Genomic DNA, 21,983 nt, shown 5'->3' with positions numbered 1-21,983 from the left:
CACCTCTCGTCCTCCTTTTAATTTGATGATTATCTACCCCCAAACGCCTTTTTTGGCGCTTGCAAAAATCGCTTCGATGACTCTCATATTGTTTACTGCATCAATTAGCGGTGTCGGTACTGCTGTATTGTTCAAGACTGATTGGGAAAACCGGTCGCCTTGAATCGTGTATTGATCACAAACCTCAAAAATGATTTCGCGGATTTCATCGCCGACCTGATGCCACAACTTGCAGGGCTTATCGGGCGGCGCGTTAAACGGAATTTCGATTTCGATGCGCCCCACGCTGCCGAATATATTGACGCGCTGATAAGCGACCATCTGCGTCGAACAGATAAACGTTGACGTGCCGCGTCCGAAATCCAGAATTCCCGAAACCAGGCGGTCAGTCTGAAATTGCGGGTCGTATTCGACAATACCGAAAACCCGCTGCGGCTCGGCGTCAAATAACCATCTTGATAGTGAAATCGCATAACAGCCGATGTCCATCAATGCGCCGCCGCCAATCTCTGCCTGATTGCGAATGTTTTGCGGGTCGCGATTGAAATAGGAAAATGCCGATTGAATGGTGATGAGTTCGCCAATCGCTCCTTCATCAACCAGACGTTTAGCCATCTGCCATTGCGGGTGATAGCGATACATGAACGCTTCCATGATTTTCAGATTCGGAAACCGTTTTGCCGCTTCAAACAACCGCTCGCCTTCGGCGGATGACAAACCAATGGGCTTTTCACAGAGCACATGCTTTCCGGCTTCGAGAGCGCGAAGCGACCAACTGACATGCAGGTGATTGGGCAGAGGGTTATAAATGGCGTCTATTTCTTTATCGGCTAAAAGGGCTTCGTATGAGCCATAGGCTTTGGCGATGCCGAGTTGTTCGGCAACCGCCTGCGCTTTTTGCAAATCGCGTGAAGCAATTGCCGCGATTTCCGCGTACTGGCACTGCTGCATTGCCGGAATGACTTTTTCGACGGCAATTTTAGCTGTGCTGAATACCCCCCATTTAAGCTTTTTCATTGACTGATTCCCCAATCAAAATAACCACCTGCCGTGTCAGCACCGCCTGCTCACGCGAACCGCACTGGCAATGTGCGTAGCCTCACGCAAACATTTTAAGAATCGGGTCGCCGCCGAAATTGGTGATGCGTTGGTCGCGCCCGCCGTAATAGTAAGTCAGATTGCGGTGATCCAATCCAAGCGCGTGTAGTATGGTCGCGTGCAAATCGTGAACCGAGTAAGGCTCTTCGACGGCTTTGTAACCGAACTCATCGGTTGCGCCAATGACCTGTCCGCCTTTGATGCCGCCACCCGCAAGCCACATGGAAAAGCCATGCGGATTGTGGTCGCGCCCGATAGCAGATTGCGAAATCGGCATGCGTCCGAATTCGCCACCCCAGACAATCAAAGTGTCGTTGAGCAGTCCGCGCGATTTTAAATCCTTGATAAGTCCGGCAATCGGCTTATCGGTTTCAGCGCAGTGCAACCGATGGTTTTCATCCAGTCCATAATGCGCGTCCCAGGATTCCTGTTGATGACCGCCACCGCTATAAAGTTGAATGAACCGCACACCGCGTTCGACAAGCCTGCGCGCTACGAGACATTGACGCCCGAAATAATCGGTCGGCTTTTCACCGACACCATAAAGTTTTTTCGTCGCTTCAGATTCTTTGGCAATATCAACCGCTTCGGGCGCGTGCGTCTGCATTTGATAAGCCAACTCATATGATGCGATGCGCGCATCGAGGTCGGAATTGCCCGCGTGACGTTCCTGGTGTTCCTGATTGAGTTGTTGAATGAAATCCAGTTCATTGCGTTGCAGGTGCGGGTCAACCCATTTCGGCGGATTCAAATCAACAATCGGCACATTGCCCGAACGAAATGCCGTGCCTTGGAAAGCCGCAGGCATAAAACCCGAAGACCAGTTCGGCGCACCGCCAATCGGACCGCCGCGCCAGTCATACATCACAATGTATGCCGGCAGGTTTTCGTTGACACTGCCCAATCCATACGTCAGCCAGGAACCTAACGAAGGATTGCCCGGTCGCATATTGCCGCTGTTCATCATAAAGATAGCCGGCGAATGATTGTTGCTCGTCGTATACAGCGAACGAATCAAACAGAGGTCATCAACCATTGCGGCAGTATGCGGAAAGAGTTCAGAAACTTCGATTCCGGCTTGCCCATATTTTTTAAATGAATAAGGAGAAGCCATGAGATTGCCGGGGTTGCCGAAAAAGACTTCGATTTTGCCTTTGTCGGTCATCGGTTTGCCGTGATGCCTGGTGAGGTCGGGTTTCGGGTCAAAAGTATCAACGTGACTGGGTCCGCCGTAACAGAAAATAAAGATGACCGATTTGGCTTTCGGCGTAAAATGCGTGGGCTTAGGCGCAAGCGGACTGGTGCGCGTTTTTTGATTCGGCTCGGCTGCCAGTGCGCCGTCTTTATCGAGAAGACTCAACAAGGCGAGACCCGAAAATCCCGCTCCGGCGCGAAAAATCAATTCACGCCGGGTCATCGGTTTCGGAGTTAATATCGGCAATGCTTTTTTCATGACTTTTCCTAAACGGTTTCAAACCAACTACGGAACATACAGAATAAAAACGGAAAATTTTTAACGAAAGCCTTCAATATTCACGATGCGAATTTGTTCAAGTAATGGAAAATGTCCAAAATTAAAAAGCAATCCCAACTGCAATCCCGTGGCTTTAAGGTAATTTATCACTTGGGCTTTATGCTCTTGAGCCAGTTTTGAGACCGCTTTCAATTCGACAATAATTTTGTCATAACACATAAAATCGGGTTTGTATTTATGCTTGAGCGTCTAACCGTGATAGGTGAGCGTCAGAAGCTTTTGCGAATCAAATGGGATTCTACGCCGTTCCAATTCAAACTCCAGGCATTCCTGATAAACCGGCTCAAGAAATCCATTGCCCAGAGTTTTATAAACCTCCATACACGCCCCTTTAATCGCATAACTCTCGGCTTCATAAATCAACTCACCGCTCATTTCAGCCTCTTCTCAAATCATGGTAATTCCCCCGCTTAAAAAATTCCGTTTGTTCCGTATTCTCTTTCCGTGTGTTCCGTAGTCTGCGTTAATCCACATACAAAAATTCATTCAAATTAAAAATCGCATGGCAGAAATCGCGCAGGGCTGCGGCTTCCGGTTTTTCATCGCCGCGTTGCAGGTATCCGGCAGCCTGCTTTTGCATAAATGCCGTTGCCCACCGCAACTCTTTTCGGGTCGGCTGGCGATTCAAGCCCATCATAAAAGCGCGAACGATTTGGGCATTGATATTTTCACCGGCTTCGCGCTTGATGCGCTCAGCAAAAAATTCTGCCTGTTGCAAAACAAATTCGTTATTCATCAACGCCAGCGCTTGCGGCGAAACGGTTGAACTGGCGCGCACCGGTTGAGATACAGTGGTCACAGGACAATCGAAGACTTCAATCAATGGCAACAACACCGAACGTTTAACGAAAATATAGACACTGCGGCGAAAGGTCTCGTCGTTGTCTTTGGCATTCAAGGGCCAGCGCGGACGCGAGCCGGTATTCACCACATCAGGATTGATACGCGGATAAATGCCTGCGCCGCCCATCTTCGGATTGAGTTTGCCGCTTGCCGCCAGAATGCTGTCGCGCACCACTTCGGCTTCGATGCGACGCGGATTCTGTCGCCAGAGCAATCGATTTTCTGTATCGACTGCCGCAGCTTTGGCGTTATAACGGCTCGCCTGTCGATAAGTATTTGAGGTGAGAATCAAGCGATGCATGGCTTTCCAACTCCAGCCGCTTTTAATGAACTGTACAGCCAGATAATCGAGCAATTCCGGGTGACTCGGACGGTCGCCGGTCGCCCCGAAATCGCTGGGCGTTTTCACCAAGCCTTTGCCGAAATGGTATTGCCAGATGCGATTGATGGCGACACGCGGCGTCAACGGGTTATCGGCGCTGGCTATCCATTCGGCAAGTCGCAATCGCGCATTCTGCGGCGCAAGGTCTGCGCCTCCCGCTAACACGGTTGGGAATCCGGGCTGCACCGCTTCGCCTTTGTTGCGCCAGTCGCCACGTTTTAAAAGGTGCGCCGGTGCGGGATTTTTTCTGTCGGTTACGCCCATTACCGCTGGCAATGATTTCGGGCGCGCGCGATTGATTTTGTCTATCTCTTCCTGCAAGGCTTTGCGGGATTGCAACTGTTCGGCGCTCAGTAGCGCGTCAATTTCTTCGGGTTGCAGTTGGACATCTTTGGCAAAACGTTTGGCGGTCTCTTCGCGATATTGCTCGCGCGATTTATCGCCGAAACCATTGGTTGACTCGGCAAGCCGCACATGGAATTCAACTTTATCGGCAAGCAATTTATCGCGCACAGGCTTTTCGATAGCGATAATTTTTTCGCGATAGGGACGAACCTGCGCATCGATTTCCCGGTTGCGAATCTTATGCGCCTCTATTTCTGCTTGTGCGGCAAACGGTTTATCAGCTTTTTGAAAGGCAAAAAAGACTGCCTGCATGCGGTAATAATCTTTTTGCGGAATCGGGTCGTATTTGTGGTCGTGGCAACGCGCGCAACCCACCGTTAAACCGAGAAACACCGATGAAGTCGTGGTCACCATATCGTCGAGTTCATCCATGCGGGTCTCTTCATTGTCAGCGTTATCAACCGTCGGGCCGTTGCGACAAAACCCTGTGGGAATCAAGGCTTCGGTTGAATCAGGACTCAGTTGGTCGTTTGCCAATTGTTCGCGAATGAACTGGTCATAAGGTTTATCATCGTTAAAAGCTTGGATGACATAGTCGCGATAGCGCCAGGCGTTGGGACGGTCAACATCAAATTCATAGCCGCCGCTGTCTGCGTAACGCGCCAGGTCTAACCAATGTCGCCCCCAACGCTCGCCGTATTGCGGTGAGGCGAGTAATTTTTCAATCACTCGGCGATAAGCCGCATCGGTCGGGCTTTTTACGAATGCCTCGACTTCTTCCGGTGTCGGCGGCAATCCGATTAAATCGAGGTAGACGCGGCGAATCAATACGCGCGGTTCGGCTGGCAAAGATGGCGCAAGATGATGGTCTTCGAGTTTTTTGAGAATGAAGGCATCAATGGGACTGCGAACCCAGGCGCGATTTTTAACCGCCGGTGATTTGACCTGCGCCAGTTTTTGAAATGACCAGAACTGTTTATCTTTTTCGGTAATCGGTGCGCCTGGCGCGCGAACCGGCGTTGTCTCTATAGCCGCAGGCGCAGACTTTACATTGATGCCGCGAATCCACTCGGCAATGGTGGCAATGTCAGAGTCAGCGAGTTTATCCATTCCCAGAGGCATTGCCGGTTCCTGTTTATGAGTGATGAATTGATAGAGCAAACTTTTTTCCGGGTCGCCGGGAATGATGAGCGTGCCACGCGAACCGCCGCGTAAAATCGCGGCTTCCGAGCGCAGGTCTAACCTGCCTCGCTGAATTTTCGCGCCGTGACAGGCGAGGCAATTTTTCTCGAAAATCGGCAGCACCTTTTCCGTGAAAGCATCGCTTGCGGCTTCGCTTGGTTGCCAAACCAGCGACCAGAAAAAAGCGAAAAACAGAACAAGACAAGTTTTGTAGACACGTTTCATGAATACCGGGTCAACCATTTTCATCACCTTGTCGGGAACCGTTTTGAGGAAAAGTAGCGAGAAAAAGATATACGCGGCGAAACCACAAATCAACTGGTGAAGCGTTTTTTAGAAAAGCAATTGTGAATTAATGAGAGGAAATGCTGGGGGGGGGTGTACCGGTGTCCTCAATGGCATTTGGGTAAATCAAATTTCTCACCAAATTTATCAAGGACACCAACCGCACAAAGTTTGCGCAACTCACGCTCACTTGAAAGTGAAATGATTTGTGTTTGGGTTAAGGGTTACGCGCCGCGCGGGCTTTGTTCATAAATTCATCTACCGCATCGCTCCAGGGGCGTTTGAAAGTTGCGGGCCAATTCGTCTGGTCGGCATAGAGTTGATTCAAACCTTTAGCGACTTCCGCATTGCCGCCGGTGAAGCCTTTGACCAATTGGTTCCAGCGATCAACGAAGGCTTGGGATTTCGGGCTTGCCGGGTCTTCGCCGTGACTTGCGGCTTCTTCAATCTCTTTGAAGAGTTGATTCCACTGGGCTTCAACTTTCTGTTGCAGTTCGGGCGTCCAGAGTTTGGCGCGCGCTTCGATTTCCTGGCGGGCTTCTTCGCTGTAATATTTTTTCGTCCATTCCATTGGTGTTGACATATTGATAACCTCCACGATTTTTGCAAACGCTTCCCAGTTCGGTTCTTCGTTCGCTGTCAAAAGGCTTTCGGCAGTCTCAATGGCTTTTACGGCTTTATCGAGGTGGGCGCGTTTTTCCGCGAGGATGTCGCGTTGCAGCCTGAGCATTTTTTGCAAATCGAAAGCGTCCTTTTCGAGAAGTGTTTTGATTTGTGTGAGAGAAAAGCCGATAAATTTCAACGTAACGATTTGTTGGAGGCGGGCAAAATCCTGTTCCGCGTACAGACGATACCCCGATGGTGTGCGCCCGCTCGGTTTCAAAAGTCCGAGGCGGTCATAATGATGCAGTGCGCGCACCGTGACACCCGCGCGGCGCGCAAACTCGCTCGCCTGATACCAACGCTTCGCAATTCGTGCAGTTTTCGTCGCCGTTTCTCTCATCGTGGAGCATCCTAAGCTATGACGTAACGTCAGGCTCAAGAAGTTTTTTTTGGATTTCGGCTGCAATTCAACCGTCGAATAGCAATTTCTTTACAAACTGTCCGCATTCAACCGGTTTTTCGTAGCATCCGCCATCGCGCTGGCAAGCACTGATTCATCAACTCCGTGTTTACGAAGGCTATCAATCAAACTGGAGATTTCGGGATTGGCTTCCAATCTTGCCAAGTCATTTCGCAATCCTTGTCCGACATAAGCGCGAATCAATGCTTCATAGTTAGAAAAGCCCAGACGCAAGGCGACCGATTTTAAATCCTCAACAACATCCTCAGGCATTTTCAAACTGATGTTGGTTTTCGATCTATCCTTGTGCAATCGTTGTTTAAGTTTATTGATTTTCATACTGCCATCTTTCTTGTTTAGTAGCTGAACGCGCCGAAATGATTCTGATCGAATTTTCGCGTTCAACATAGACGACGTAGATTAGTCGCCAGTCCGTCATCATTCCCATCACAGCTTCACGCGCTTCGCCTTTTTCGCCCACGTCTTCAAGCGCATAAAGAAAGGGGTCAAAGAATACTTCGCAAGCCTCTTCAAACCCGACACCATGCTTTCTCAGATTCGATTCAGCCTTACGCGCATCCCATTCAAATTCGATTTCATGCAAAGTATATCGCACACTCATTTTCGAGCACCTATCCTTATGAACGGGTGCATTCCACCTGTGGTCAATTGCCTATCCTCATTTGAACTCTCGAGCTATCGAGCGATGATAGGCTTTGAAATCCTGACTCATAGGCATACGATACACCTCCTTACTCTGCGGCAACATATTCGCCGAAGACCTGGCGTAATCTATCGCTGATTTCGCCAAGCGTTGCATAACTTTCAACTGCCGCGATGATGTGCGGCATCAGGTTTTCGTCTGTGCCTGCGGCCTGTTCGATTTTTTCTAATGCAGTTTGGGCTTTCACGTTGTCGCGGCGGGCGCGCACCGCTTGCACACGTTCAATCTGTTCGCGTTCAAGGTGCGCGTCAATGCGCATCACCGGAACGCCGGTTTCTTCTTCCAGACGGAAACGATTGACGCCGACGACGACCTGAGAATTCGCGTCAACTGCACGTTGATAATCATAAGCCGCATGTTCGATTTCGCGTTGCACAAAACCTTTTTCAATCGCCACGAGCATCCCGCCGAGGTCGTCAATCTTTTGAATATACTCGCTTGCCCGCTTTTCGATTTCATCAGTTAAGTATTCAATCACATAAGAACCGGCAAGCGGGTCAACCGTATCCGCTACGCCCGATTCATAACCAATGACCTGTTGCGTTCTGAGCGCAACGCGCGCCGCATGCTCGGTCGGTAGTCCCAACGCTTCATCCATCGAATTGGTGTGCAAAGATTGGGTGCCGCCGAAAACCGCAGCCAGCGCCTGAATCGTCGTGCGTACGATGTTGACTTCGGGTTGTTGCGCGGTGAGCGTAGAGCCTGCGGTCTGGGTGTGAAAACGCAAAGTTTGCGAACGCGCATCTCTGGCATTGAAGCGGTCACGCATAATCCGCGCCCAAAGTCGTCGCGCCGCGCGAAATTTCGCCACCTCTTCCAAAAACTGATTATGCGAATTAAAAAAGAAAGCGATACGCGGCGCAAATTCATCAACGTTCAAACCCGCATCAACCGCCGATTGTACATACAAAATCGCATCCGCAAGCGTGAACGCGACTTCCTGCGCGGCGGTCGAACCGGCTTCGCGTATGTGATAACCCGATATCGAAATGGTGTTCCACTTGGGAACCTCTCTGGCGCAAAAAGCGAAAATGTCTGTGACGATGCGCAGACTCGGACGCGGCGGATAAATATAAGTGCCGCGCGCGATGTATTCTTTGAGAATATCGTTTTGAATGGTGCCGGAAATTTTATCGAGCGCCACGCCCTGTTTTTTGGCAACCGCAATGTACATCGCCAGCAAAATCGCCGCTGTCGAATTGATGGTCATCGAGGTTGAAACTTGATCGAGCGGAATTTCACTGAGCAGCATTTCCATATCCTCGAGTGAATCAATCGCTACGCCGACTTTGCCAACTTCGCCATACGCCATTGCGTGGTCAGAGTCGTAGCCCATCTGCGTTGGTAAATCGAAAGCCACCGATAGACCGGTTTGCCCTTGCGTGAGCAGATAGCGATAACGCCGATTCGATTCCGCAGCCGTGGCAAAGCCCGCGTACTGGCGCATCGTCCAGAGTTTGCTGCGATACATGGTCGGATAAGGTCCGCGTGTAAAGGGAAACTCACCGGCGTCTGCAAGGTCGTTCGGATAATCGACCGGCGCGTCTTCGGGTTTAAACAGAGTTTTCAATTCAATGCCGGAACTGGTCGCGGCTTTGCGGATTTCAGGTTTGCTTTTGCTCATAAAATTTATCCTCGATGATTTCGCCTTGAGGGTAACAAAAGCTTTTAGGGCTTGCCAGTCGGTGACAGATGGTAAGCGTTTGGTTTACGCCGCGTTTCACCGAAGATTTTTCGCGGGCTGATTGTCGGCACACCCGCCGGGCGTCGGACGCTGCGGTAACATTCGGTTTGTGGCTTTAGGATGTGTGATGAATCGTTTTGGCAAAAGCGTCAGCGCACTCAGACTTATTGGTTCAACCCGACAACGAATTGGAACCGGCGCTGCGTAAACAGCCTGGAGGAACGCCCCAGGTCAACAAGTCAGTTCGAGCGACCCGGATGCCGTTACCGGCATTTGCGACGTTGATTTAAATTCGCCCGGTTTGTAATGTTCGCTACTATCTCGAAGACCTTGACCTCAGCAGCAATGAAACTCAAATAACCCGCAGGCTTTGGCGGCTCGTTCAACAAGAGCGATTTTATCCGGTTGCCAATCAATTCCTTTCGCCTAAGGAATTGATTGGGGGCTGCCGTTTTCCCCGACCAGACGACGGGAATGATGACGCAAGGCGAGGTACAGGCAGGCAATATTGATAAGCAACGCGCCTGCAAAAACCAGTGAATGCGCTTCGCACCACTCAGCCGCCGCAATGCCGATGAGCTTTGGACTGGTCAAATTAAAGAGGGCGAAGAGGAGGACAAGAAGAATGCAGATGGGATATTTTCTTTGCTGTTCACGCAGCGCTTCGCCGATTAAACAGACCACCGGCAAAATCAATATCACAAAATGCTGTTTCCAACTGAGCGGCGAGAGCATTACCGTCAAACAAAAAAACGCAGCAATTGCCGCGAGATTATTTTGTGCGCGTATCGCTGTAAAAAATGCCACGCCGATTAAAAGTAAGCCGATGACGGTGGTCGTCGCACTGGCGGGGTCAGTGACTTGACGATTGCCAACCATACGTTCAATTGCCGCCCGCAGCGATTGATTGCCGTGATAAGCGAAATCAAACCCTTGTTGATTTTGAATGGTGCGCTTCCAAAAAACGGTGAACGCTTCATCGGCACGCGAACCAAAGGGCGCAAAGCTCAATGCGGTTAAGACAACAAACCCGCTGGCGCAAGCCGCTGCATATTGCCAACGCTTTTTCGCCAGATGATAAATGATGAACACCAGCGGCGTAAGTTTGATGGAAGCCGCAAAAACGAATGCCGAAACCGACAGGAACTTTTTATTCCTGGCGTCGAAATAAAAGTGCGCGACCGACAAAAAAGCCACCACATGATTGACCTGCCCGTAATCAAAATTATCAAAAATAAAGCGCAATAAAACCACAAGCGAAATCGCTGCAATCCAAGTCGCTTTCGATGGGAAATGATTAGGATTTGTCAGCGATACGGACATTCGCGCCGCTAACAGAATGGCTGCCGCGCTAATCAGAAACCATAGAAACGCCGCCTGCTCCACCGGCAGGAGCGTAAGCGGCAACATGACTTCGGCAAGCAATGGCAGGTAGAGATACGGCGTCCACGCGCCAAGTGAATGGTCATAAGGGGTGCGCCCTTGAGCGACTTCTTGCGCCGCAAAATAATAGACGTTGAAATCGTTGCTGTAGGAATCTGGATTCGCGCCCGAACGTCCGGCGAAATAACTTCCGAGAATAAAAATTGCAATCGAGATGAAGCAGCCAAACCGCCATAACTCCTTCTGCTCTTTGTAGTGAGTTGCTTGCATCCGACAAAATTGCAAAGACGCCAAAGCAGCTACAGGAGCCACTTTCAAGGTTTCAACCAAAGTCATCTTTGACGGCTTACAAATACGCCATGAACAACCGCCAGTAAAAATAGACGAGCGGCGCGCAAAATAATACGCTATCGACTCTGTCGAGCATGCCGCCGTGACCGGGCATGATGGTTCCCGAATCCTTCACCTCCGAGCCGCGCTTGAGCAACGATTCACTTAAATCACCGACGGGACCGATGAGTCCAATCAGCCCGCCTAAAATCAACCCATGAATTAAATTCAATTCGGGAAAGAAAGTATATTTGCACAACGCGCCGACGCCGATTGCCGCAAGCAATCCGCCGATGAACCCTTCGATGGTTTTGCCGGGACTGATGCGCAGCGCGAGTTTATGGCGTCCTAAAGCGCGCCCCGCGTAAAACGCGCCGGTATCCGTAAAAATCACCATCGCAAAAAATGTCGTGAGCAATTTCGCGGCAAGTTTTGTCGTATGCGACGTGTCTTCGACCATTCTCACGCCGACGAGAAACCCCGCAAGCAAAGCCACGTACACCACACCCATCACGGTTGCCGACACCGAGGCGAGCGCGGTTTTCATTTCATCAGGTTTGGCAAGCTGCATCGCAAAGGACAGGATAATTAAACCGGTCAGCACCGCAACCACCATCTCAAGCCGGTCGAACACAAAACAGGCGAGAACACCAAATCCCGCGACATAACCCAGGATGTTATGGGCGTTATAACCGATGCGCGAAGCGAGATTGTAAAATTCGTTGAGCGCGATGAAAACCGCGATGGCGGCAAGCGCCACGAAAAAATAAGGAATCGAACTCCAGATAGTAAACAGCAAAATCGGAATCGCGACAGCGGCTGTGAGTATGCGTTTCATAAATTATTTTTCGCCGCATCGCGGCTAAGTAGTTTCCAGATGATTTAGCAATTAAGAACCGGATATTCCGATGAATTGCCTCCAGGTTTAACTGTAGGAATAAGCATATTTTTTTCACAGGGCTTGAGCAATTTTCAACTTCGGCTAAAGCCTATCCTGCTTGCCTGCTTGCCCCAAAGCTAAAGCTGTGGGCAATTCAGAAACTCAAGTTGTCATCCCTTCAGAAGCAACTCGCAATCGTTTGGTCAGTGAAAAATCATTCACTCAACTGCGGTTGACGATTTGCCCGGTCAGTATGAACAGCTCTCTATTTTCCGCTTGTGGTAACCAGCAAATCGCTTTCGACTTCCCGATTGACAACTTTTTCGCGCAAGCGTTTCTGATATTCGATGACGGCTGCAAATAAATCGGGGCGGCGAAAATCAGGCCACAGGGTTTCGGTCACATAGATTTCGCTTTCGGCAATCTGCCAGAGCAAAAAATTTGAGATGCGGAGTTCGCCGCTGGTGCGAATCAATAGCTCAGGGTCAGGCAAACTGCCGGTGTAAAGATGGCGCGCAATGTCTGCTTCCGAAATCGCATCAGGGTCGTTATGCAAAGTGACGGTTTCCTGCGCAATGCGTTTGATGGCATCAACAATTTCGGCGCGACCGCTGTAGTTGAGCGCGATGCTCAAAACGGTTCCGGTATTATTTTCGGTGTCGCGTTTTGCCGATTCGATTTCGCGGCGCACCGAATCTTCGAGTTCGTCTTCGCGTCCGATGGTTTGAAATTTGATGTTGTTCTTTTGCAGGGTGCCGAGTTCTTTTTTCAAAAATTCTTTCAGCAGCGACATCAAGGCTTGCACTTCGAGTTTCGGGCGTTTCCAGTTTTCCGTCGAAAAGGCGTATAGCGTCAGACAATTGATTTCCAACCGCGCACAGGTTTCAACCGACGCGCGCACCGATTCTGCACCGGCGCGATGCCCTGCAACGCGCGGCATATTGCGCCGCTTCGCCCAGCGCCCGTTGCCATCCATAATGATGGCGATGTGACGCGGCAGGCAGGTCAAATCAAGCTCACGAAACAACGCTTCATCACGCGAACCCGGTTCGATGATACCTGCAAAATTTTTATGGATTTTATTGTCCATCAAAACATCAACTACAATTCATTGCTCAACACGTTGGTCATTCGCATCAGCTCGGCGTCCCTGTTTATCGGCATAAGTCATAATGCCTTTTTCATTGACGAAAAATGAACGTTTGACAGATTGACCAAACCAGCTATCGTAATTTTTCGGAATTGCATAAGCATTAAAACCATCTGCGGTGATTTCTACTTCAAATTTATAGCTGCCCTTTGCGCCTTTGCCTATCGCTTCATCAATAAGCTTTTCGTTTGCCAATTCCTCAAGCGTGCCGTATCGCAGATGCTTTGCTTGATATATTAGTTCCGCTTCGTGAATTCTTTGTATCTCTCTCAAAGCAGCGGTTTCTCTAGCTGCCATTTGACTTACGATACACCCAGTCAAGAATAAACTCGCCACAAGCACAAGCGATACAAAACCAATCGAGCACTTGATGAATTTGCCAATCATTGTGAATTATGCCTCTCGATATTTAAGGGCGAAATTCATCGGCACTGATTTGTCGGCGGCAATCTTAGTAGCCGACTTTCAGCAAAGTCAACCCGTGCGGTTTTGCAGTTTGTCCGGCGCGCGCGCGGTCGCGACTGGCTAAAATTTCAGGCATGTCGCTTGCCGCGCGATTGCCTCTGCCAATATCAATCAAGGTGCCGACGAGGTTTCGCACCATATAACGCAGAAACCCTTCAGCCGTTGCATAAATCAACAACCGTTCGCCAGGCGCTTCGCTTTCAACTTCAATATCCAGTCGCCGCAATTCGCGCACATGGCTTTCAACTTCCGAAGCCGCAACCGTAAAGGCGCTGAAATCATGTTGCCCAATCAAACAACTGGTTGCCTCTCGCATGGCTTCAACATTCAATCTATCGCGATGATGATAGGCATAGCGATATTCAAAGGCGCTCATCACCGCGCCCGTCCAAATCACGTAGCGATAAGTCTTCTCTTTTGCCGAAAACCGCGAATGAAACTCATCACTCACCAACTCGACCTTCAACACCCGGATGTCGCGTTCGAGATTGCCGTTAATCGCATCGCGCAACTTCTCCGCTTGAAACTGGCGTTCAAGAAAAAAGTTCGCCACTTGTCCAACCGCATGAACGCCCGCATCGGTTCGCCCCGCGCCGTGCACGGTCACTTCGCGCCCCTCAAGCAAGCTCAACACCCTGGTGAGTTCACCTTGAATCGTTCGCCCGTTCGGCTGCACCTGCCAACCGTGATAGTTCGTGCCGTCGTATTCGAGGATGATTTTGTAGTTCTGCATTTCAGTAGGCAGTAGGCAGTAGGCAGTAGGCAGCGTAAAAATAGCTGACCTTTGTTTACGGCGAGAGACTTGTGGAGAGAGCGACTGCCTACCGCCTACTGCCTACTGCCTACTATTTCCGGCTTCCGGGTTTTACGGCGGGCGTCCCCGCAGCGCAAAGCGGGCAGGCGTCCGGTTGATAGGTCGGCACTTCGAGCGTGTGCAGCGCAAGGCGTTTGACGCCGACATCGGCAGTGCCGCCGCTGCGGTCAATGATGGATGCGGCGGCGACGACTCGCCCGCCTGTGCGTTCGACGGCTTCGATGGTGTCGCGTGTGGAACCTCCGGTTGTCACAACATCTTCAACCACTAACACCGGTTCGTCTTTTTCCAAAGCGAAGCCGCGCCGAAAAGTCATCACCTGGTTTTCGCGTTCGGTAAATAGAGCGCGAACCCCAAGGGCGCGGGCGACTTCGTGAGCGACGATGATGCCGCCGATTGCCGGAGCGACCACTGCGTTGATAGCTTCGCCTGTGAATTGTTCGGCGATTTGTTTGCCCAGCCACTGGGCGTGCTCAGGGTATTGCAGAACGCGCGCGCATTGCAGGTAGCGCGGGCTATGAAGACCCGACGATAATAAAAAATGGCCTTCAAGAAGCGCGCCGGTTTGTTGAAAAATAGCGAGTACCTGATTGCTGATTTCTTGTGAACTCATAATTTTCTCTCAAAGTTATAGTTTAAGAAGCGTGAATACTACCACGAGCGCAAGCGTCTTGTCCGTCGAATGGTGTGGATACCAGGAATCGCGGTCAAAGACCGCTCTCTCAGCAAGGGTTTGAATTTTTTCCGGGTAACTTTTACAGTCTACGATATACATCAAAATGAAAGCGATTAGCGGATTTATCACAGCGGGCGGGCGCAGTTCACGCATGGGGCGCGACAAAGCCTGGCTTGAACTTGATGGGCGACCGATGATTTCAAGAGTCATTGACGCTTTAAAACCTGTCACCGCAAACCTCAACATCATTGCCAACGCTGAGGAATACCGGCGTTTGGGCTTGCCGGTTTTTGCCGATGTCAACACCGATGTCGGACCGCTTGAAGCCATTCGCGCGGCGCTTGCAAACAGTCCGACCGAATGGGTGATGCTGGTCGGTTGCGATATGCCTTTTGTGACTTGGGAATTGTTTAAATTTTTAATCCGCATCGCAATTGAAGAAGATGCCTGCCAAAATGATGAATCAACTTTTGCCTCCTCAGACCCCAGACTCCTGACTCCTGACGCCAGACTCAACAGTGCAGATTTAAAGCCTATGGCGGTTGTGCCACTTGATGCGAAAGGTCGGCTTGAACCACTTTGTGCGCTGTATGCGAGGGCGGCTTTACCCGCGGTCACCCAGTTGATTGAAAGCGGCGAGCGTAAAGTGAGCGAGCTTTTTGAGCGCATCAATACCCGACGAGTTAGGTTTGCTGAACTCGAAGATTTAGCGAATGCCGAGTTGTTTTTTGAGAATGTGAACACGCCCGAAGATTACGAAAAAGCGAAAAAAAGTCTTATTTTCCCGTCATAAATCGAGGGCGGGCGCAAAATCACCAATAAAATCAGGGTTTTTCAAAAAAAATGCTTGCACTGCCCTATTTTTATTGCTTATACTCGAACCTCACTTTGCTTTATCCCCTCAGCTTCTAAAGTACGGTTTTCTTGGTCAATGCAGGAACATTGTCCTTGAAAAGTTGCAAAGAGAGTGGGGCTTCGCTTCTTTTAATTGAAAGCTGAGGCTAGATAATCTCCCGTTAAGGAAAATTAAAAGTATGTCTTTTTTTTGCAAGCTGAGTCGCAGACACTACTGGTCAACGCCACATCGCTCAGAAGATCATCAACTGGTGCAGGTTTGTTATGAATGCGGAGCCGAACGTCCGGCGCGCGAATTGCACAATGAAGTGATTAAATGGGAATTTGCTGAAACGGCTAATGCAGAGTCTGCGAATTCAAAGACCGGATTTTTCAAAAAGCTCGTTGCTGTAAAATAACCCGCATTATTCAAACTTAAAATTTATTCACCTCTCAATTGCCAGGTTCGGTTATTGGTGTCTGCCGGGTGAGGCAAGAGGCGCAAAAATTCACCTCTCTTCAAACGCTTCCCATTGGTATAGACTCATTCACATCAACCACCCGTCCATCTTGCAAGTGAATGGTGCGGTGCGCCAACGCGGCATTTTCGGGATTGTGCGTCACCATGAAAATCGTCTGCCCCTGGTCGTTCAACTGCAAAAATACTTCCATGATTTCACGTCCGGTTTTGCTGTCGAGCGCGCCCGTCGGCTCATCCGCCAGAATCAACGGCGGCTCGTTGACCAGCGCGCGGGCAATTGCCAGTCTCCCTTGTTCGCCGCCCGATAGTTGATTCGGGAGCCTCGAAGTTTTATCCGCAAGCCCCACTCTTTCTAAAACCCGCAGGGCTTTTTCGCGTTTGATTTTGGCGCTCTCCTGAATCGCCGCAAGCGGCAACATGACATTTTCAATGGCATTGAGATAAGGCATCAGATGATGTTGTTGAAACACGAAACCGAGGTATTCGCGGCGGAAATCGGCGCGGCGCTCATCCTCAAGCCCATAGACATCGATTCTATGGATGAACACTTTCCCCGAAGTCGGGCGATTCATTGCGCCAACGATGGTGAGCAGCGTGCTTTTACCGGAACCCGATTGCCCCATCAAACAGACGAACTCGCCTTGTTCGATTTGTGCATGCACATCCGAAAGCACACACACCCCGGCTGATGATTCGCTCGATTCGTAAACTTTGCTGATATTTTCGATTGCAACAAATGGCATGGTGAATTTTGTATTTGGCGCTTTTTTTAAACATAACGAACCGATTCCGCAGGGTCTAAACGCGAAGCTCTGAGAATCGGATAGAGGCTGCTGAGCGCGCCAATCACTAGTCCCGCGCCAATCGCCACCAGTGCAACCGTCGGCTTCCACTCCAGCGCAATCGCGGTTTCGGCAAAATAAGGCAGTGCGGTGTAGCTTGCAAGCATCCCGATGCCCCACCCCACGAGACCGCCGAAGGCGCTGATGACTGCAACTTCAATCAACAGTTCTTTGATGATGTGGGTTTTGCGAAACCCGATGGCGCGCAACACGCCAATCTCTTTGGTGCGTTCGACAACCGAGGACATCATGGTTGTAAAAATCATCAGTGCGGCAATCACCAGAACGATTGCGGCAACCACTGCCGCAAAGCGCGTCAATCGCTCAACGGTTTCGGCGCGCGCCCGTGCCGATTGTTGAATTGCCGAAACTTTGGCTTGTGGCAAGCGTTCGCTGATTTGCGAAACGATGTCTTCAATCGGACAGTCTTTGCAAAGCGCGCTCACTTCAATCAAGCTGAGTTGTTGCGGTTTGCCGAGAATCGTTTGCACATTGGCGAGTTTGCCGAAAATGATGCGGTCATCGGCGCTTCCGGTCTGCCCCAGCACCCCTGTGACGCGATGCTCACGCCCTGCAAGCGACAATTTATCGCGCACAATTTTGAATTTCGGGTTTTCAGCTTCATGCGTGTCTATTGCCGTGTGATTGGTCACCGGTTGCGGTTTTGCATTTACCGGCTCATCAATCAACCCTAAAGTTTTCGCGACTTCGTAACCGACGAGCACTTCGTTTTCCGCCGCCGGCGCGTTGCCAACGATTTGCCACCAGCGTTTCAATTTCAATTCGCTCTCGAAATCCACCCCGGCAAGCAGAATTTCCTGATTTTCGACTTTGACCGCGCCGAGCAGTTTCGGCGAAATAAAACTCAAACGATTGCGGTAGGGAATATCGAGGATGTGCTCGGCGTCTTCGTCTTTCAGTTGTTGCACATCGAACGACACGCTCGACACCGACACGCCGCCGTAATCGAGCGACAGGTTGTTGGCTTGCGGAACGATGACGATGTTTGCGCCGAACTGGTCAAGTTGGGTGCCGATTTCCTCTTTGATGGAATTGCTGAGACTGAGCAGGGCAACGGCGGTGCCGATGCCGATGGCAATTCCGGCGATTAAAAAGAGGGCTTTGCCTTTACGACGTTTCAAATTGGCAAACGCGATGGTGCTGATTCGCATGATGGATCCTCAAACTACTGCATGGTCATGGTTGAAAGAACTACGGAACCAACGGAAATAACCGAACAGACGAAAGAGCAAATCCCGTTGATTCCGTTACCTTCCGTTGGTTCCGCATTCTCTCTGAAAACATTGCTCACCAGGATGATTTCAAAAGCTATCGGAAATAATTGGCGCGGCTGTCGAGTTCACTGGTTTTGATGACCAGTTGCCCGCCTTCAACCGTGCAGGCGACGCCCACGGGGTTGCAACCGCCCTTCACTTCGTTGATTAAATTCGTGTGAAATTTCAAGCCGCAGTTATTGCAAACCATCTGGTCGCCTTCCTGACGGTAGCCTTTCTTGGCGTGAAAGCAGGTGTCGCAGGCATCCATCGCCGCGCGGTATTTGCCATCGGCGCTTTTGACTGCAAAAAAGCGCACAGGCGTATGGTTTGCGGTGGTGTAATCAAAAAATTTCGCTTTGCCGCTTTCCAAATCCGCAAGCGCAACGTTGATGGTGTCGGCGCTTGGCTGGTTCACAGTGATGGCTGATGGCGCGTTGCCTGAGCCGCTGAATACGAAATAAGCGCCGATGGCAAGCGCGGTGATCACCGCAACCCCAGCAATGAGTTTTATCGGGCTTTTCTTTTGATTTTGTCCGGCGAATTGTGCCCGTTTATTTTCAAGATTCGATTCCATTTTCTCGCTCATTCTAAACCCTCAATCAATACAGCATTTTTTCAACCAACCTTTGCGTGCCCGGCGATGACTTTGCGAATTTTGCGTGAACCTGTATTTGAAATAGTTTCTCGCAAAACCGCAAGGTTATCGCCAAGACCGCAAAGCAGATTTTCAACCACGCTGAATTTAAGCAAATATAAATTATGAATGGTTGGCAAATGGTAATTGTGCCAAAATGCAAAGCCACTTGCCCACTCTTTTATACATTTCAAATCACAACTCAAGTTTTCTCAGTCTCAGGGCATTGGTAATCACCGACACCGAACTGAAAGTCATCGCGGCGCTGGCAATCATCGGACTGAGCAACAACCCGAAAACCGGATACAAAACCCCTGCGGCAATCGGCACCCCAAGCAGATTATAAACAAATGCGAAAAACAGATTTTGACGAATGTTTTTCAAAGTCGCGCGACTCAATTTGCGCGCTCTCACCAAGCCGCGCAAATCGCCTTTCAAGAGGGTAATGCCGGCGCTTTCAATCGCCACATCGGTTCCGGTTCCCATCGCAATGCCAACCTGCGCCTGTGCAAGCGCCGGGGCGTCATTCACGCCATCGCCCGCCATCGCCACGAATTTGCCCTGTGATTGCAACTGCTTGATGATTTCGCTTTTCTGTTCAGGTAACACTTCCGCCTGCACTTCATCAATGCCGAGTTGTTGCGCCACTGCTTCGGCAGTCGTGCGATTATCACCGGTGAGCATCACAACCTTTATGCCTTGTTCATGGAGGTGATTGATGGCTTCGCGCGTCGATTCTTTAATCGGGTCAGCAACCCCGAGCAACCCGGCAACCTGTGCGTCAACGACCACGAACATCACGGTCTGCCCCTGCTTTCTCAGTGTTTCGGCTTGCGATTCAACCGCTGCATCAATTACCACCGCGAGTTCATCCATCAAATGGCGATTGCCAAGCGCGACTTTTTTGCCATTGACCTGCCCAACTACCCCTTTGCCGGTAAGCGATTGGAAGTCTCCGGCATTGTTGAGCGTCAGTTTTTTCGCCTGCGCGCCCGCGACGATTGCCGAAGCCAGCGGATGTTCGCTGCCGCGTTCAAGACTTGCCGCTAACGCCAGCGCCTCATCTTCACTTTGCGCATTCAATGCTACGACGGACAGCAAACGCGGTTTGCCTTCGGTAAGCGTTCCGGTTTTATCGACGACGATGGTATCGACTTTTTCCATAACCTCCAGGGCTTCAGCATTTTTAATCAACACGCCAGCGGTTGCGCCGCGCCCCGTGCCGACCATAATCGACATCGGCGTAGCCAGTCCCAGGGCGCACGGACAGGCGATAATTAACACCGCGACGGCATTGACCAGCGCATAAACGAAACGCGGTTCGGGACCGACGAAACTCCAGATGATAAAGGTGAGAATCGCAATCGCGACGACCGCCGGAACGAAATAGCCCGACACCACATCCGCGAGTCGTTGAATCGGGGCGCGGCTGCGTTGCGCTTCACCGACCAGTCGCACGATTTGCGCAAGCAGCGTATCCATTCCGACGCGCTCAGCCTGCATCACGAAACCGCCTCTTTGATTGACCGTGCCGCCGGTGACTTTACTGCCAACGGATTTTTCAACCGGAATCGCCTCGCCTGTCACCATCGATTCATCAACTGAACTTGCGCCTTCGATGACTGCGCCATCAACCGGAATTTTTTCGCCGGGACGCACGCGCAATTTATCGCCGACGCCCACCTGTTCAAGCGGCACATCCGATTCGCTGCCATCCGCGTGAATCACTCTTGCGGTTTTCGGCGCAAGCCCAAGCAAGGCTTTAATCGCGCTGCTGGTTTGTGAACGCGCTCGCAGTTCCAAGACCTGTCCCAACAAAACCAAAGTGGTGATGACCGCTGCCGCTTCAAAATAAATCGGCACCGCGCCGCCGTGCCCGCGAAACGAAGCCGGAAACATTTGCGGCGCAATCAGCGCAATGACGCTATAGAGAAAGGCTGCGCCGGTGCCAATGGCTATCAAAGTAAACATATTCAAACTGCGATTGACGATTGACGCCCAACCGCGTTGAAAGAAAGGCCACCCGCCCCATAGCACCACAGGCGCTGCGAGTATGAATTGCAGCCAGTTCGTGAGCGTCATGCCAATCGCATGTTGAACAGGCATTCCCGGCATCATCTCTGTCATCGCTAAAAATAAGACCGGAAGCGATAACGCGAGACTAATCCAAAACCTCCGCGACATATCTTTGAGTTCGGGATTTTCTTCTTCGAGCACAACGGTGCGCGGTTCGAGCGCCATGCCGCAAATCGGACACGCGCCCGGCGCATCGCGCACGATTTCAGGATGCATCGGGCAGGTGTATTCAATTTTCGTTGCCGGAAACCCAGGCATTGCAGGTTCCAATGCCATGCCGCATTTCGGACATGCGCCGGGATGGTCTTGATGAACTTCAGGGTCCATCGGACAGATGTATTCAACAGGCGTTCCGCTCGTCGATACCTGTACAGGCATCCTGGCATCTTTTGCAGCTTTCGCCTGGGGATTTAAAAAACTTTCGGGGTCATTGCGAAATTTGTTGACGCAATGGGTTGAACAAAAATAGTAAGTCTTGCCTTGATACTCATAGGTTCCCGCAGCGGTGTCCGCCTGAACCGTCATTCCGCAAACCGGGTCTATGTGAGCTGCTGCTTCATCGGTTTTCGGTTTAGCTGAAAGCGTCACCACCGGCAGCGGTTTGCTCTTTGACGATAACTGCATCAACGGTTGCTGCATCTTCATCGGCTGCTTGGGCGAACTGAGCGCCGCTTCGGGATTCTGGCTGAATTTGTTCAAACAATTCTGGTTGCAAAAATAATAGGTTTTCCCTTGATATTCAAAACTGCCGGCAGCGGTTTCAGGATTTACGGTCATGCCACAAATCGGGTCAATATGTTTTTCCATCTCCATCTCTCTTTCCTCGCCTGCTTTAACTATACGCTTGTCGTAAAGCGGCGAGAAATCGCAACCGGATTGCGGCAAAGTCGGAAAATGGCTAACCGGGAGCGCGAACGTCCGCGCTCCCGGTAAAATGCTTGCCGGGCTTATGCTTTTTCCGAACCTGACTTTGCCACAGCCTTCGCAAACACAAAGTTAAA

The 21,983-nt window shown here is 50.7% G+C and carries 19 protein-coding genes and 1 pseudogene; 2 read left to right on the top strand and 18 right to left on the bottom strand.

All coding sequences use genetic code 11. From position 1 onward, the window contains the following. Positions 1–33 precede the first annotated feature (33 nt). The 14 genes and pseudogenes from AB1757_12065 to pyrE all read right to left on the bottom strand — a co-directional run bounded on the left by AB1757_12065 (position 34) and on the right by pyrE (position 14,775). A complete protein-coding gene (locus tag AB1757_12065; GenBank protein MEW6127763.1) occupies positions 34–1,017 on the bottom strand; it encodes a Gfo/Idh/MocA family oxidoreductase in 984 nt (327 codons plus the stop codon). A gap of 82 nt (positions 1,018–1,099) precedes the next feature. Then, complete coding sequence (locus AB1757_12060; GenBank protein MEW6127762.1) at positions 1,100–2,551, bottom strand: DUF1501 domain-containing protein; 1,452 nt, start codon at positions 2,549–2,551, stop codon at positions 1,100–1,102. Between the two features lie 60 nt (positions 2,552–2,611). Beyond that, positions 2,612–3,007: pseudogene (locus tag AB1757_12055) on the bottom strand (GxxExxY protein). An 88-nt stretch (positions 3,008–3,095) separates the two neighbouring features. Then, positions 3,096–5,627, bottom strand: coding sequence for a DUF1553 domain-containing protein (locus tag AB1757_12050; protein MEW6127761.1), 2,532 nt, complete (start codon positions 5,625–5,627; stop codon positions 3,096–3,098). Positions 5,628–5,886: 259 nt separating this feature from the next. Then, positions 5,887–6,672, bottom strand: coding sequence for a MerR family transcriptional regulator (locus AB1757_12045; GenBank protein MEW6127760.1), 786 nt, complete (start codon positions 6,670–6,672; stop codon positions 5,887–5,889). 90 nt (positions 6,673–6,762) lie between these two features. Continuing rightward, positions 6,763–7,071 carry a hypothetical protein gene (locus tag AB1757_12040; protein ID MEW6127759.1) on the bottom strand — a complete coding sequence of 103 codons (309 nt, stop codon included), beginning with the start codon at positions 7,069–7,071 and terminating at the stop codon, positions 6,763–6,765. Continuing rightward, the gene (locus AB1757_12035) at positions 7,058–7,354 is read right to left on the bottom strand and encodes a BrnT family toxin (protein MEW6127758.1); all 297 of its coding nucleotides are present in this window, start codon (positions 7,352–7,354) and stop codon (positions 7,058–7,060) included. Before AB1757_12035 ends, AB1757_12040 begins: the two co-directional genes overlap by 14 nt. Before the next feature lie 130 nt (positions 7,355–7,484). Further along, positions 7,485–9,080: a methylmalonyl-CoA mutase family protein gene (locus AB1757_12030; GenBank protein MEW6127757.1), complete on the bottom strand. Its 1,596-nt coding sequence runs from the start codon at positions 9,078–9,080 to the stop codon at positions 7,485–7,487. A 486-nt stretch (positions 9,081–9,566) separates the two neighbouring features. Further along, positions 9,567–10,793, bottom strand: a complete 1,227-nt coding sequence (locus tag AB1757_12025) for a glycosyltransferase family 87 protein (protein ID MEW6127756.1) — start codon at positions 10,791–10,793, stop codon at positions 9,567–9,569. A 76-nt stretch (positions 10,794–10,869) separates the two neighbouring features. After that, complete coding sequence (locus AB1757_12020) at positions 10,870–11,691, bottom strand: phosphatidate cytidylyltransferase (protein ID MEW6127755.1); 822 nt, start codon at positions 11,689–11,691, stop codon at positions 10,870–10,872. 307 nt (positions 11,692–11,998) lie between these two features. After that, positions 11,999–12,823, bottom strand: coding sequence for an isoprenyl transferase (locus AB1757_12015; GenBank protein MEW6127754.1), 825 nt, complete (start codon positions 12,821–12,823; stop codon positions 11,999–12,001). A gap of 18 nt (positions 12,824–12,841) precedes the next feature. Next, positions 12,842–13,270 carry a hypothetical protein gene (locus AB1757_12010; GenBank protein MEW6127753.1) on the bottom strand — a complete coding sequence of 143 codons (429 nt, stop codon included), beginning with the start codon at positions 13,268–13,270 and terminating at the stop codon, positions 12,842–12,844. Positions 13,271–13,334: 64 nt separating this feature from the next. Continuing rightward, the gene (gene truA, locus AB1757_12005; protein MEW6127752.1) at positions 13,335–14,081 is read right to left on the bottom strand and encodes a tRNA pseudouridine(38-40) synthase TruA; all 747 of its coding nucleotides are present in this window, start codon (positions 14,079–14,081) and stop codon (positions 13,335–13,337) included. Positions 14,082–14,193: 112 nt separating this feature from the next. Next, positions 14,194–14,775, bottom strand: a complete 582-nt coding sequence (gene pyrE / locus AB1757_12000; protein MEW6127751.1) for an orotate phosphoribosyltransferase — start codon at positions 14,773–14,775, stop codon at positions 14,194–14,196. A gap of 166 nt (positions 14,776–14,941) precedes the next feature. Here pyrE and AB1757_11995 point away from each other — a divergent pair, with 166 nt between their 5' ends. Both AB1757_11995 and AB1757_11990 read left to right on the top strand, forming a co-directional pair. Beyond that, positions 14,942–15,631: a molybdenum cofactor guanylyltransferase gene (locus AB1757_11995; protein ID MEW6127750.1), complete on the top strand. Its 690-nt coding sequence runs from the start codon at positions 14,942–14,944 to the stop codon at positions 15,629–15,631. Between the two features lie 241 nt (positions 15,632–15,872). After that, on the top strand, positions 15,873–16,091 hold the full coding sequence (locus AB1757_11990; protein MEW6127749.1) for a hypothetical protein: 219 nt from the start codon (positions 15,873–15,875) through the stop codon (positions 16,089–16,091). A 100-nt stretch (positions 16,092–16,191) separates the two neighbouring features. Here the strand turns inward: AB1757_11990 and AB1757_11985 are convergent, their stop codons facing one another. The 4 genes from AB1757_11985 to AB1757_11970 form a co-directional block, all read right to left on the bottom strand. Continuing rightward, positions 16,192–16,896 carry an ABC transporter ATP-binding protein gene (locus tag AB1757_11985; GenBank protein MEW6127748.1) on the bottom strand — a complete coding sequence of 235 codons (705 nt, stop codon included), beginning with the start codon at positions 16,894–16,896 and terminating at the stop codon, positions 16,192–16,194. A gap of 26 nt (positions 16,897–16,922) precedes the next feature. Beyond that, on the bottom strand, positions 16,923–18,167 hold the full coding sequence (locus AB1757_11980; GenBank protein MEW6127747.1) for an FtsX-like permease family protein: 1,245 nt from the start codon (positions 18,165–18,167) through the stop codon (positions 16,923–16,925). Positions 18,168–18,324: 157 nt separating this feature from the next. After that, a complete protein-coding gene (locus AB1757_11975; GenBank protein MEW6127746.1) occupies positions 18,325–18,858 on the bottom strand; it encodes a DUF2318 domain-containing protein in 534 nt (177 codons plus the stop codon). A gap of 243 nt (positions 18,859–19,101) precedes the next feature. Continuing rightward, entirely contained in the window at positions 19,102–21,789 is a 2,688-nt protein-coding gene (locus AB1757_11970) for a heavy metal translocating P-type ATPase (GenBank protein MEW6127745.1), read from the bottom strand. Positions 21,790–21,983: the final 194 nt, after the last annotated feature.

It is taken from the genome of Acidobacteriota bacterium (assembly GCA_040754075.1).
In the GTDB taxonomy this organism is placed as follows: Bacteria; Acidobacteriota; Blastocatellia; order UBA7656; family UBA7656; genus JBFMDH01.
This window is presented reverse-complemented; position numbering and strand designations above follow the sequence as displayed.

What these genes read in the sequence shown, in the direction of transcription:
- AB1757_12065 (MEW6127763.1), bottom strand. Translation starts at nt 1,017, where the DNA reads ATGAAAAAGCTTAAATGGGGGGTATTCAGCACAGCTAAAATTGCCGTC.
- AB1757_12060 (MEW6127762.1), bottom strand. Translation starts at nt 2,551, where the DNA reads ATGAAAAAAGCATTGCCGATATTAACTCCGAAACCGATGACCCGGCGT.
- AB1757_12050 (MEW6127761.1), bottom strand. Translation starts at nt 5,627, where the DNA reads ATGGTTGACCCGGTATTCATGAAACGTGTCTACAAAACTTGTCTTGTT.
- AB1757_12045 (MEW6127760.1), bottom strand. Translation starts at nt 6,672, where the DNA reads ATGAGAGAAACGGCGACGAAAACTGCACGAATTGCGAAGCGTTGGTAT.
- AB1757_12040 (MEW6127759.1), bottom strand. Translation starts at nt 7,071, where the DNA reads ATGAAAATCAATAAACTTAAACAACGATTGCACAAGGATAGATCGAAA.
- AB1757_12035 (MEW6127758.1), bottom strand. Translation starts at nt 7,354, where the DNA reads ATGAGTGTGCGATATACTTTGCATGAAATCGAATTTGAATGGGATGCG.
- AB1757_12030 (MEW6127757.1), bottom strand. Translation starts at nt 9,080, where the DNA reads ATGAGCAAAAGCAAACCTGAAATCCGCAAAGCCGCGACCAGTTCCGGC.
- AB1757_12025 (MEW6127756.1), bottom strand. Translation starts at nt 10,793, where the DNA reads ATGCAAGCAACTCACTACAAAGAGCAGAAGGAGTTATGGCGGTTTGGC.
- AB1757_12020 (MEW6127755.1), bottom strand. Translation starts at nt 11,691, where the DNA reads ATGAAACGCATACTCACAGCCGCTGTCGCGATTCCGATTTTGCTGTTT.
- AB1757_12015 (MEW6127754.1), bottom strand. Translation starts at nt 12,823, where the DNA reads ATGGACAATAAAATCCATAAAAATTTTGCAGGTATCATCGAACCGGGT.
- AB1757_12010 (MEW6127753.1), bottom strand. Translation starts at nt 13,270, where the DNA reads ATGATTGGCAAATTCATCAAGTGCTCGATTGGTTTTGTATCGCTTGTG.
- truA (MEW6127752.1), bottom strand. Translation starts at nt 14,081, where the DNA reads ATGCAGAACTACAAAATCATCCTCGAATACGACGGCACGAACTATCAC.
- pyrE (MEW6127751.1), bottom strand. Translation starts at nt 14,775, where the DNA reads ATGAGTTCACAAGAAATCAGCAATCAGGTACTCGCTATTTTTCAACAA.
- AB1757_11995 (MEW6127750.1), top strand. Translation starts at nt 14,942, where the DNA reads ATGAAAGCGATTAGCGGATTTATCACAGCGGGCGGGCGCAGTTCACGC.
- AB1757_11990 (MEW6127749.1), top strand. Translation starts at nt 15,873, where the DNA reads ATGTCTTTTTTTTGCAAGCTGAGTCGCAGACACTACTGGTCAACGCCA.
- AB1757_11985 (MEW6127748.1), bottom strand. Translation starts at nt 16,896, where the DNA reads ATGCCATTTGTTGCAATCGAAAATATCAGCAAAGTTTACGAATCGAGC.
- AB1757_11980 (MEW6127747.1), bottom strand. Translation starts at nt 18,167, where the DNA reads ATGCGAATCAGCACCATCGCGTTTGCCAATTTGAAACGTCGTAAAGGC.
- AB1757_11975 (MEW6127746.1), bottom strand. Translation starts at nt 18,858, where the DNA reads ATGAGCGAGAAAATGGAATCGAATCTTGAAAATAAACGGGCACAATTC.
- AB1757_11970 (MEW6127745.1), bottom strand. Translation starts at nt 21,789, where the DNA reads ATGGAAAAACATATTGACCCGATTTGTGGCATGACCGTAAATCCTGAA.